This window comes from bacterium (assembly GCA_040755755.1).
Lineage (GTDB): Bacteria > SZUA-182 > SZUA-182 > DTGQ01 > DTGQ01 > DTGQ01.
The window spans coordinates 1-11,898 of sequence record JBFLZW010000063.1; the positions used below are offsets into that span (position 1 = coordinate 1).

Sequence of the window (11,898 nt, forward strand, 5' to 3'; positions counted from 1 at the left end):
GGCATGGAAGCAAGCAAAAAGTAAAAAAGCACAAGGAGGAACTTATTTTACTTTTACTTTTCAATGATATCCTCTGCGTCTCAGCGTCTCTGCGGGAAAATTACTAATTCTTATGTAAGTGCCATTCGGGTTAAAAGTTGACCTTCTCAGAAAAATTAAGGAACGAATTCAGCCAAAGCCTGGAATTAAGGCCGCAGGGTGCACTGAGAGAGACAAATGATGGATATGAGCTACGGGAACCACAGCAGCTTACTTACAGCAGTGATTTTGCCCCCAAAAATGGCCTTCTAAGGCATAAAAACACCTCTCCTTGGAATATCTATCGTAAATAAAACAATATAATGGCTTGGTCCGACCCGCAGCCCCAGCCCAATGGCTAGATGTGCGATCTTACCCAGCCGGTAAGGGTATTGATACTCACAGCCCCGGATTGCCGGGCAATCTCCTTTCCTCCTTTGAAGATGACCAGGGTCGGGATGCTTTGGATCCCATACTGCATGGCAATCGACTGCTCATCTTCCGTATTGAGCTTGGCCAGTCGTACCTGGGGTTCCAGTTGAGCGGCAGCCTGCTCAAAAACAGGGGCCATCATCCGGCAGGGGCCGCACCAGGGAGCCCAGAAATCCACCACCACCGGTATGCCGCTGTGCTCAACGTGCTTGCTGAAATTGGCACTGGTAAGCACCACCGGATGTGCCTCGAACAGGGGTTGTTTGCAGTTGCCGCAATTAGGCTTATCGTTGAGCCTGTCGGCAGGTACTCGATTCGTGTTATCACAATGTGGGCAGACAACATGTAACAATTCACTCATAATCAGGCCTCCAAGATAGTATTTTCATAGATGTTTTATGAATTGTCTTATTTTACTCTATGGATAGCTAAAAGCAAATATTTTGTGCACTGATGTGCTATCGGGTCGAAGAAAGGCAAGTTTATTGGAAAAGCATTCACTCCCCCTCTCCCTCTATCCCTTTTCCGTTTTTATGGGGAAATTCCCTTCGCTTCCGCACATAGGCATTGAGCACTGAGGAGCGTTTTTCTCCCTCGCCCCTTTGGGGTTCAGGGGCGGACAGTTTTAATTTATATCAGAGGCAGCCTCCTGTTGTTACCCCTATAAGGGAGCGAATGCTCCTCATAATCCCTCCCCCTTTTGAGGCAGGGAGCCCCTGTGGCAGGGAAGGTTAGGTGGGGGTGAAGCAAAACAATATCTTCCTCTCTTTGTAGAGGCAATATTGTTATCTGAAGATACTCCCCCCAGAGAGCAATATCGTTCATAAAAGAAGAAAAAATAAAACTGTCCGCCCCTGAAACCCCAGGGGGAGAGGGAATATAAAACGGTTATCATGCGTACTGTCTTTTTATACCTTTCCACCTCACCACCAGGAGAAGGGTGAAAGAAATGGCGACATCATATACGGTGACATGAAATATGGCGACAGATATGACGACATCATCAACAGGGACATGAGTGGCGACATAAACGGGAAAGCAACGGGAGACAGGAATGGCGACATCATCAAAGAGGATGCAAAGGGCGCTCCGAATGGTGTCAGTAAACCGGAAACAGCAGCCGGAGCCGCTGTCGTAGCTGTCGGGGCAGCAACCGTTGGGGCAAGAATTGTCGGGGCAACAGCCGTTGGAGGAGCAGCAACCAGAGGAAGAGCAACTGTCGGAGGAATGACCGTAGGAGCAACAACAGTTGGAATAACGACAGCCGGAGTCGTAATGACCGGGATCACTGCGGTTGGAGAAATGGCTGTCGGAGGAATTACCGGAACAGCAGTTGTCGGAAGTATTGGAGCTGCAGGAACAGCGGCCGTTGGAACCGCTGGAGTCGGAGGAACAACAACTGTCGGGACCGTTGGTGCCGGAAGAACAACAGATGGTGCAGGGACAGCCGGGGCCGGAGGAACATAGCCAATAGGATAGATGTAGAGCGTAGCCGGAGGTGTTATGCTGGTCAGTTTTGCTACCGAGCCGCTTCCGGGCGCGGAAATACTGATATTAAGACTGGTTAATGAAGGAGAAACATAAATTGGAGCCAGTTGAGCTTGGGGATCTGTTGATGAGAGTAACAAGGCAGCAGTCACAAGAATAATGATATTGAGCAGTCTGACAGGTCTAATTCGATTTAACTTGAAGATCATCTTTCCATACCTCACTAATCACATGAACCTTTGAGCAACAACAACCTTAACTCGATCGGGGCTTAATCCACTTTGAATCTTCAACGATAATCTCTATCTTTCCGTAACCCTCACTCACAGAATCCACATCTCAAAAATCATTGAGATTGTGGATGCCCTCATTTTTTGAGTATTTTCACCTCCTCCACTTTGATAGTTGGTAACAATCGATTCTATCTTTTCAAAAAGCAAACTATGTGCCAGGGCATAATCAGACCGCAGAGGAACTTCTATTTTATTGATGGAGTACTTCGGCTACGGCCCGGGATGCCGCCTTGCGCCACTGACCACTGGCCACTGACTACTGATAACTTAATTTTAAGGATTCCTCTGCTAGTGCTTGACATCGAAGGGAAGTCAACTTATGATAACGGCATTTGCAGTTTTTTCACCAACGTACCGTAAAATTACCTGGATAATGCTTCAGGGAGAGAATAAGGGAGAAAATATATGTCCTGGGAAAAATCTCTGGATGGGATAGAGAAGGAGCTGTTGCCCAGCCATCAGGCGGATATGGTTTTTGAGTGCCTGGAATGCGGCCGGACTTACCATATCGACCAATTCCTCTATACCTGTCCCACGTGTAAAAGTCTTCTGAAAATCAGGGACAAGAACTTCGATCACCTGACGAAGGTTTCCGGCGAATCGTGGCGGAAGATATTCAACGCCCGCAGGATGCTGAACCGCCCTTCATTAAAGGGTATCTTTCTTTTTTATGAGCTGATACTTCCCTGTATTCCCCTCGAGGATATTATCTACCTCGGCGAAGGGCACACGCCCCTGGTCCAGGCCAACGGGGACCTGGCAGCCCTTGTCGGGGCGGACTTTTTCATTAAATACGATGGCTTGAATCCTTCGGCCAGCTTCAAGGACCGGGGCATGGCCAGTGCCGTAAGCTTTATCAACTATTCGATCAGGAAGCGGAACATCACCCAACTGCTGGGGATTTGCGCCTCCACGGGAGATACTTCGGCTGCCGCGGCCCTGTACTTGAGCTACCTGAAGAAAGGCGTGGTCCGCTCGGTGGTTCTGCTCCCCCAGGGCAAGGTAACTCCCCAGCAATTATCGCAGCCGCTGGGAAGCGGGGCTACGGTCATAGAAGTTCCCGGCGTTTTTGACGACTGCATGAAGATTGTCGAGGAACTTACGGAAAACTATGAGGTATTTCTCCTCAATTCCAAAAATCCGGTCAGGATCATGGGGCAGAAATCATACTCCTATGAGGTTGCCCAGCAGATGGATTATGACACCAAAGACCTGGTGCTGGTGGTTCCCATCGGCAATGCCGGAAATATTACGGCTGTCATGGAGGGGTTCCTCGACCTTTACCGTTTGCAGATCATCCCGCAACTGCCCAGGATCATCGGCGTGCAGAGCCAGCATGCCAACCCGGTATCCCGCTGGCATAAGGAAGGGCAGTATCACCCTGTCAAGGTAAGGCCGAGTGTAGCCCAGGCAGCCATGATCGGCGATCCGGTATCTTTCCCCAAGGTCTTTCGCCTGGTTACTACCCATTTTCAGGACAAATTCTCTGCCGTCGAGGTCACGGAGCAGGAAATCCTGGACCATATGCTGGAGGCAAACCGCCATGGTCATATTGTTTGCACCCAGGGAGGAGAATCCATTGCCGGGGTACGGAAGGCGGTTCAGGAAGGGCTGATCAGGGACGGGCAGAAGATAGTGGTGGATTCTACTTCACACCAGCTCAAGTTTTCGGGATTTCAGCAGATGTACTTTGAGGACAGATTGCCCGAAGGGTATGAAATCGTTCCCCGCAAGGAATTGCAAAACCGGCCGGTCCAACTGCCGGCTTCGGCTTCTCAGATTGCCCGGTATTTAAATTTGCAGAAGAAATAAGTTGTATAGAAATTATCCATTACACAGTATAAAATATATTTTTTCCCCCTGGGATGCTGGAATGTCATGGTAGCCCGTGATTCATTGGTAACTTTATTCACCCGGCTCGTTACCTTCAGTCTGGCTTTTGCCGGAAATATCATTCTGGCCAGGCTCCTTGGAGCTTCGGGCATGGGCATGTGGGCGGTCATCATCTCCTTCCTGGCACTGGTTATCCATATCTGCGGGCCGGGTATTGCCTACGCCAATGTTTATTACGTCGCTCAGCGCAAGTATACCCCCGGGCAGGTCTGGGCCGCAACCTTATTGACCGGCATCGGATTCGGCAGCCTGGCCATACTGACCGGCACCGTTCTGGTGCTGATGAAATTCCGAAGCCTGACCACTATCCAGGACAAGCGGCTGGTTCTGCTGGCTTTGCTGTCACTCCCTCTGATGTATATTTCGACCTGGGGGGGGAGAATCGTTCAGGGGATGAACCGGATCGGCCTGATGAATCTCCTGGATGTAATTTCCCAGGTTGCCTACCTGGTGTTGATGGTGCTGTTTGTCTGGGTTCTCAGGTGGGGGCTGTGGGGGGCGGGCATTGCTTATATCGGCTGGCACCTTTCAGGTGTGATCGCCCTGGCGATTATGCTGGCCGTGCTCATGCGCCCGGGTGAGTTTCGTCTTTCGTGGGAGGCCATTCGCTCAAGTGTGACCTACGGCTTGAAGATGTATGTGGGCAAGCTGTCAAACTGGGCCAATAACCGCGTGGACCTTTTGATTGCCCCCCTCTTCCTGCAGAGTGCACAGATCGGGCAATATGCCATGGCCGTAGCCGTTACCGAAAAGCTCTGGATGTTTCCCGATGCCATGTCTCAGGCCGTGTTTCCCAGGATATCCGCCGATGACAGGGGAAGACCCGAGCTGACTGCCCAGGCCTGTCGAGTAGCCCTGATCGTGATGCTGCCGATCGCCCTGCTGCTGACAGCCATTGGCTGGTGGTTATTCCCCCTCCTGTTTGGCCCTGAGTTTCAGGGCTCTTATATGCTGATGATGGCCATTTTGCCGGGAACCCTGGCTTTTGGGCTCAGCCGCATCCTGACCACCAGTCTGGCCGGGATCAACCGTCCGGCAACCCTGTCGGGTGTGGTTGCAGCCTCGGCTGCCGTGAATATCATCCTGAACTTTCTGCTGATTCCCTGGATCGGGGTGGTAGGATGCTCTTTGGCCAGCACCGGCTCATACAGCTTCGAGATGCTTCTTTTGGCATTTTTCTATTGCAGGCACCACCAGGTAAACCCTTTATCGCTGCTGAATATCAGCCGCAGCGACTTTACCCTGATCTTCGAGCGGGGCAGGCGGGCTTTCGCTCACTGGTTTTGATGAGGGAAATGACGGCTTGAGTATACATCGGCTGCTCACAATGAAGATTGACATACCCTGCTATTTACCTTATAATGAAATTTGACATAATCCCAACAAAATATGGAATCAGTCACCCACCATGCCGGATAAAGAGATTAAGAGACTCATCCAAAGTCTTGGAGAAAAGATTCTCGAAGGAGGATCCCTAAGTCTGGAAGAAGCTTCCATCCTCGATGAGCGGACCTCTGCCGGGGATATTCCTGCCTTATTCGAGATGAGCAGCCGGATCAGGGACGAATTTTTCGGCAGGTCAATCAGGCTGTGCGCCATCATCAATGCCAAAAGCGGCTACTGCGCGGAAGATTGCGGCTTTTGTGCCCAGTCGATGCACCATGAAACTCAGGTTGCTGCCTACCCGCTGCTGAGCCCCGATCAGATCCTCCAGAAAGCTGGCCAGGCCGAGAAGATGGGAGCTCAGTGCTTCAGCATAGTGACCAGCGGCGGCAAAACCGAAACCCGGCGGGAGATCGACAGCCTGTGCGAAACTGTTCATCTCATAAGCCGGCGGTTCCCATCGCTCTCCTGTGCTGCATCTCTGGGTACACTATCAATCGGCTCTCTGTCAAGCCTTAAAAATGCCGGATTGAAGCGGTATCATCACAACCTGGAGACAGCCGAAAGTTTTTTCTCCGGAATATGTACTACCCACACGTTCCGGCAGCGAAAGGAGACCGTCGAAGCAGCCAAAGCAGTCGGCCTTAAGGTATGCAGCGGAGGGATTTTCGGTCTGGGTGAATCATCCCGGCAAAGACTGGAGCTGGCCTTCAGCCTGAAAGAGCTCGATATCGACTCCGTTCCGCTCAATTTCCTCCATCCCATTGCCGGAACCCGCTATCAGGACAGAGAACTTATACCGCCTCTTGAGGCATTGAAAAGTGTGGCCCTGTTCCGTTTCATCCTGCCCAAAGTGAGCATTCATATTTGCGGTGGCCGCCAGATTGCCCTGCGCAGCCTGCAATCATGGATATTTCTGGCCGGTGCCAGCGGGCTCATGGTGGGTAATTATCTCACCACGCAAGGCGGGCAATGGGAAGATGACCATAAGATGATTCAGGACCTGGGATTCACATTTTTTCATGACTCCTGAATAAAAGTACATCATTCACCCGTTCGTAGTATAATCATGCTGCAGGAATCTTTAAAAAAATATCTTCACCAGGAAATCTCCGATCTTCAGAAGGCAGGGTGCTATCGCCGGATGAAACTGATTGACAGTGCATCCGGTGCCAGAATTTCCCTGCACGGAAGAGAGGTCATCAATTTTTCTTCCAATAACTACCTGGGACTGGCCTCGTCCGGCTTTCTGAAACAGGCGGCCATCCAGGCCCTCACCGGCTTTGGCGCAGGATCAGGGGCCTCACGTCTGGTTTCCGGGAACCTGACCCTCCACGATGAGCTGGAGAGGAAAATCGCTGACTTCAAGAAAACCGAATCGGCGCTTCTCTTCAACTGCGGCTATATGGCCAATTGCGGGCTTATCAGCGCTCTTTGCCAGCGGGAGGATGTAATCTTCTCCGACCGCTTCAATCACGCCAGCATAATCGACGGCATTCTGCTGAGCAGGGCCAGGCTGGTGCGCTATGGCCACAGGGACATGGATGACCTTCGCAGGCTCCTGGTTCGCTACGGGAGCAGCCGGGGAAAGCGGCTGATTGTCACTGACTCGGTGTTCAGCATGGATGGCGACCTTGCCCCCTTGCGGGAGATCGTTGACCTGGCTGCCGAATTTGACGCTTCAGTCATGGTCGATGAAGCCCATGCCACCGGCGTGCTGGGAGAGCATGGCCGGGGAGCGGTGGAAGCCCTGGACCTCGAAGGAGAGATCGACATTCAGATGGGCACCCTGAGCAAGGCGCTGGGCGGATTTGGCGCCTATGTGGCGGGAGATTCCCTCCTGATCGATTTTTTAATCAACCAGGCACGGCCCTTCATCTTTACTACCGCCCTGCCACCGGCAGTCATCGCCGCTGCCCTGAAAGCACTGGATATCGTAGAAAACCGCCCCGATCTTCGGGACACTCTGCTGCGGCAGGCCGACTGGTTCCGGAAAAAACTGCACGAGGCAGGCTTCAATACCCTCAACAGTGAGACCTATATCATTCCCATTCTGGCAGGAGAAAATGAAAAGGCCCTCAGTTTCAGCCAAAAGCTCCTGGAAGAGGGTATTTACGCACCGGCCATCCGCCCGCCTGCCGTTCCCAAAGGAACAGCCAGACTGCGGCTTTCTCTTATGGCTACCCACACCCTGGCCGATCTGGAAGAGGCGATGGACAAGATACAGCGGATCGGGCAGGAGCTTGGGCTTGTTTAATCAGTGGTCAGTGGCCAGTGATCAGTGATGAGTGGTCAGTGGTCAGTAAAAACAACCGTTCATAAGCGATAGTCATCACACCATTTACCAGGAGACAAGGTGAATCAGGGGAAACTTCTTCGCTCCACACCGCTGATTTTTCTCCACGGGTGGGGGACAACAGCCAGAATCTGGCAGCGGCAGGCAGGCCACTTTTCTTCGACAGGGCCTGTTCTCGTGCCGGACTACCTGATTAAAAATTGCGGTCCATCGCTTCTTTCCACTCCACTTACTTTGGAAAGCCTGAATTTTGAGTTATTCACCCTCTGCCGCCAGCGGGCATTTCCTTCGGTGCATCTCGTTGGCTGGTCTTTGGGCAGTCTGATCGCCCTGGATTTTGCTTCCCGCTTTCCCCGCCTGGTCAGTTCCCTGACTCTGGTGGCAGCAACTCCCAAATTTGTAGCCGATGACAGCTTCCCGGATGGGACCCCCAGGGGAGAATTGCGGCTGCTGCGCAGCAGGCTGCTTCGCGACCGGCTCCTTGCTTTCAGTGCATTTCATCAGCTCCTGTTCACCGAGCAGGAAAAAAATCAGCCCCTTATGCTGAAAATCAGAAACCTTCTGAAAACCGATACCGAGATCAGCGGCCAGACGCTTCTCGAAGGCATGAATATTCTTGAGAATGCGGACCTTCGGCCGGCTCTGCCTTCCATTCAGACTCCGGTGACGATTATTCATGGTGAAAATGACCGGCTCTGTCCTGTCGGAGCAGCCCGCTATCTGCACCAGCATATTCCTCACTCTCGGTTAAAAATATTGCCGGATTGCGGTCATCTACCCTTTCTGACCAGAGAAGAGGAGTTCAACCAGGCATTGGAAGAGTTTCTTGAGTCTGTCTCAAAAGAGCCCGCCTCGTGAGCTTGTGAGACTTTAAGGCTCTTTCGGAGGGAGTCTTCGGAGTCCTCCCATTGATATTCTGCCCCAGGAGATGTTAAAATTGATTTTATGCCTATCCATCCTCTCTGGATCAACAAGAAAAATGTGCAGAGAAACTTTTCGGCAGCAGCAGCCAATTATGATCGGGTGTCTGGCTTGCAGCGGGAAGTCAGCCGCCTGCTGCTCTCCTGCCTGCCTGTCTCCTTCTGCGGGGCAGCGCGGGTTCTGGATATCGGGACAGGTACAGGTCTGGCACTTCTGGACCTGGCCGCATCATTTCCTGACAGTGAATTCCACGGTCTGGACATTTCCTATGGCATGATCAGACAGGCACTGCGGACAGCAACTCGTGCGCCCACCTCCTGCGCTCTATCCGTGGCAAACCGGATGTTCTTCCTTCAGGCCGATGCGGAAAGGCTGCCCTATTGCTCCAGTGTTTTTGACCTTGCGCTCTCCAATCTGACCTATCAATGGGTAGCGGATCACGGACAGGCTTTTGGGGAAGTCTGCCGGATTTTAAAGCCAGGCGGCAAGTTTGCCTTTTCCACCTTCGGACAGGGGACCTTGGCTGAGCTGCATACCGCTTTCCGGCAGGCTTGCCGGAAGCTGAAGGGGGAAGAAGCACCGCCGCAATCGCACGGTCAGGAGTTTCTCACTCTAGGGGAACTTGAGGCAGTCCTGCGGGACTGCGGATTTTCTCGTCTCAAGGTCAGGGAATGCGCCCTGCCCAGGATCTATCCTGATGTCCGTTCCCTGCTCATGGAGCTCAAGGCCACGGGTGCCTCGAACGCTACCTTAAGCCGGTCCGCGGGATTGGGAGGCCGAAAGGTCCTTCAGGAAATGCAGAATTACTATGAACAGCATTTCCATAATGGACAGGGTATCCTGGCCACGTATCAGGTTATCCTGGTTCAGGGTGAAAAAATAGCAAAATAAGGAACAATAGGAGAAACAATGAAGAGAAGTAATGGGATCTTTGTCACCGGCACTGACACCGGCGTGGGAAAAACCATAGTGGCCGCTGGCCTGGCCCTTGGCCTGAAGCGGCAGGGGCTGAATGTAGGGATCATGAAGCCCGTTCAGACAGGTGCTGCCAGGCGCGAGGGAGGAGAGCTTTATTCTCCTGATGCTGTGTTTGTGCAAACAGCCCTGGAAGCTGGAGGTGGAAGTGGCCGTGAGATGCCACCCTGCTCCAGTCATCCTTTTCCCTTCAACCCCCACACCCCCTATGTGCTGAAGGAGCCCTTGGCACCCCTGGTCGCAGCCCGGCTGGAAGGGGTGGAGATAGAACCGGCCAGGATCATCGAAGCCAGCCATTGGATGGCGGAGCACTCCGCATGTCTGGTGATCGAGGGAGCAGGAGGTGTTCTGGTGCCCATCAGCCGGAACTACCTGATGATCGACCTCATCAAGGACCTTGGCTTTCCTGTGGTCCTGGTGGCCAGGGTGTCTCTGGGCACCATCAACCACACGCTCCTGACCCTCGAAGCCCTGCGGCGGCGGGGGATCATCATAGCCGGAGTGGTCCTCAATCAGCCAGACCCCTCTCGACCCGGCATCTGTGAACAGACGAATCCGGAAGTCATTCAGGCCCTCGGCCAGGTGGATCTGCTGGGAATCATGCCCTATTCGCCCTCTATCAGCCTCGAGCGGGGAGAAATCGGCAATCTGGAAGAGCTGGTTCACAGGCACCTTGATCTTGGGCTGCTTGCAAAAGTCCTGAAACCGGCCCTCCCTGGCCGGGAAGGGGCCGATGATTCTCAGGGAGAAGCCGGGCAGGAACTGCTCTCTTCCCAGCGCTCGGCCCTGCTCAAATCCTGGGACAGGCAGTATCTCTGGCACCCATTCACCCAGATGCAGGACTGGACCAGGGATGATCCCCTGGTCATCGAGCGGGGAGAGGGCGTATACCTGGAGGATTCCGACGGCAGGCGGTACCTTGACGGAGTTGCCAGTCTCTGGACCAATGTCCATGGCCACCGGAGGAGGGAAATCGATGAGGCCATCCAGGATCAATTGACCAGGATCGGACACTCTACCCTGCTCGGTCTGACTCATGCTCCGGCTATCGAACTGGCCAAGCGCCTCATCCAGATCGCCCCCGCAGGACTGAGCCGGGTCTTTTACTCGGACAACGGGGCTACAGCCTGCGAAATCGCCCTGAAGATGGCTTTTCAGTATTGGCATCAGCAGGGGAAGGCTGAAAAAACAAGCTTTGTCTACTTTGAAAACAGCTATCACGGAGATACTCTGGGAGCGGTCAGTGTCGGCGGCATTGATCTGTTTCATCAACTGTATCACCCGCTGCTCTTTCGCGGCTACCGGGCAACATCCCCGTACTGCTACCGCTGCCCCTGTCAGCTTGAGCCCTCCTCGTGCGGGCTGCGCTGCCTGGAAACCCTGGAGCGCACTCTTCAGGAACATGCTGAAGAGACCTGCGCCCTGATCATCGAGCCCTGCGTGCAGGGCGCTGGCGGCATGCTGGTGGCACCGCAAGGTTTTTTGCGCCGGGTGCGGGATTTGTGCGACCACTATCAGGTGCTGATGATCGCCGATGAGGTGGCGGTCGGGTTTGGCCGGACCGGCAGGATGTTTGCCTGCGAGCACGAAGATGTCCACCCCGACCTCCTGTGCATGGCCAAGGGGATAACCGGCGGATACCTCCCTCTGGCGGCCACCCTGGCTACGGAGAAGATCTATGAGGGTTTTTTGGGAGATTACAGTCAGAAGCGGACCTTTTTCCACGGCCATACCTACACGGGAAATCCCCTGGCCTGCCGGGCTGCCCTGGCCAGTCTGGATATTTTCGACAGGGAAGGGGTAATTGGCCATGTTCAGGAAAGGGCAGAGCACCTCGCCGAGGGGCTGCGGAAGTTTTGGGAACTGCCCCATGTCGGAGATATCCGGCACAAGGGCCTGCTGGCCGGTATCGAGCTGGTCCGGGACAAAACAAGCCGGGAGCCCTATGGCTGGGAAGAGAAGACCGGCATCAGGGTCATTCAGGAGGCCCGGAAGATGGGCGTAATTCTCCGCCCCCTTGGCGACGTGATCGTGCTCATGCCACCTCTCTCCATTAACGCTGCGGAACTGGATGAGCTTCTGTCGGTTACGCTGAAAGCAATCAGGCAGGTTACGGAAGGGTAAAGACTTTTTTCAGTATGGCCAACTTTTACGGCACTCTCCCCCTATCAGACCTGACCTCCCTGTCACAGCGACTCC

Annotated in this window: 9 protein-coding genes and 1 pseudogene; 9 read left to right on the forward strand and 1 reads right to left on the reverse strand. The window is 53.5% G+C overall.

Annotation, left to right across the window (positions count from 1 at the left end; all coding sequences use genetic code 11):
• Window positions 1-376: 376 nt before the first annotated feature.
• The gene (trxC, locus tag AB1611_18400; protein ID MEW6381555.1) at window positions 377-811 is read right to left on the reverse strand and encodes a thioredoxin TrxC; all 435 of its coding nucleotides are present in this window, start codon (window positions 809-811) and stop codon (window positions 377-379) included.
• 611 nt (window positions 812-1,422) lie between these two features.
• Between trxC and AB1611_18405 the strand changes: the two genes are divergently transcribed.
• The 9 genes and pseudogenes from AB1611_18405 (at window position 1,423) to bioA (ending at window position 11,823) form a co-directional block, all read left to right on the forward strand.
• Window positions 1,423-1,917, forward strand: coding sequence for a hypothetical protein (locus AB1611_18405; protein MEW6381556.1), 495 nt, complete (start codon window positions 1,423-1,425; stop codon window positions 1,915-1,917).
• Window positions 1,918-2,636: 719 nt separating this feature from the next.
• Complete coding sequence (gene thrC / locus AB1611_18410; protein ID MEW6381557.1) at window positions 2,637-4,043, forward strand: threonine synthase; 1,407 nt, start codon at window positions 2,637-2,639, stop codon at window positions 4,041-4,043.
• A 66-nt stretch (window positions 4,044-4,109) separates the two neighbouring features.
• Window positions 4,110-5,411 carry an oligosaccharide flippase family protein gene (locus AB1611_18415; GenBank protein MEW6381558.1) on the forward strand — a complete coding sequence of 434 codons (1,302 nt, stop codon included), beginning with the start codon at window positions 4,110-4,112 and terminating at the stop codon, window positions 5,409-5,411.
• Between the two features lie 121 nt (window positions 5,412-5,532).
• Window positions 5,533-6,540: a biotin synthase BioB gene (gene bioB, locus AB1611_18420; GenBank protein MEW6381559.1), complete on the forward strand. Its 1,008-nt coding sequence runs from the start codon at window positions 5,533-5,535 to the stop codon at window positions 6,538-6,540.
• A 36-nt stretch (window positions 6,541-6,576) separates the two neighbouring features.
• Window positions 6,577-7,764, forward strand: a complete 1,188-nt coding sequence (gene bioF / locus AB1611_18425) for an 8-amino-7-oxononanoate synthase (GenBank protein MEW6381560.1) — start codon at window positions 6,577-6,579, stop codon at window positions 7,762-7,764.
• A gap of 99 nt (window positions 7,765-7,863) precedes the next feature.
• Window positions 7,864-8,661: an alpha/beta hydrolase gene (locus tag AB1611_18430; GenBank protein ID MEW6381561.1), complete on the forward strand. Its 798-nt coding sequence runs from the start codon at window positions 7,864-7,866 to the stop codon at window positions 8,659-8,661.
• 87 nt (window positions 8,662-8,748) lie between these two features.
• Entirely contained in the window at window positions 8,749-9,615 is an 867-nt protein-coding gene (gene bioC / locus AB1611_18435) for a malonyl-ACP O-methyltransferase BioC (protein ID MEW6381562.1), read from the forward strand.
• Window positions 9,616-9,633: 18 nt separating this feature from the next.
• A pseudogene (gene bioD, locus AB1611_18440) lies at window positions 9,634-10,311 on the forward strand (dethiobiotin synthase).
• Window positions 10,312-10,461: 150 nt separating this feature from the next.
• Entirely contained in the window at window positions 10,462-11,823 is a 1,362-nt protein-coding gene (bioA, locus tag AB1611_18445) for an adenosylmethionine--8-amino-7-oxononanoate transaminase (protein ID MEW6381563.1), read from the forward strand.
• Window positions 11,824-11,898: the final 75 nt, after the last annotated feature.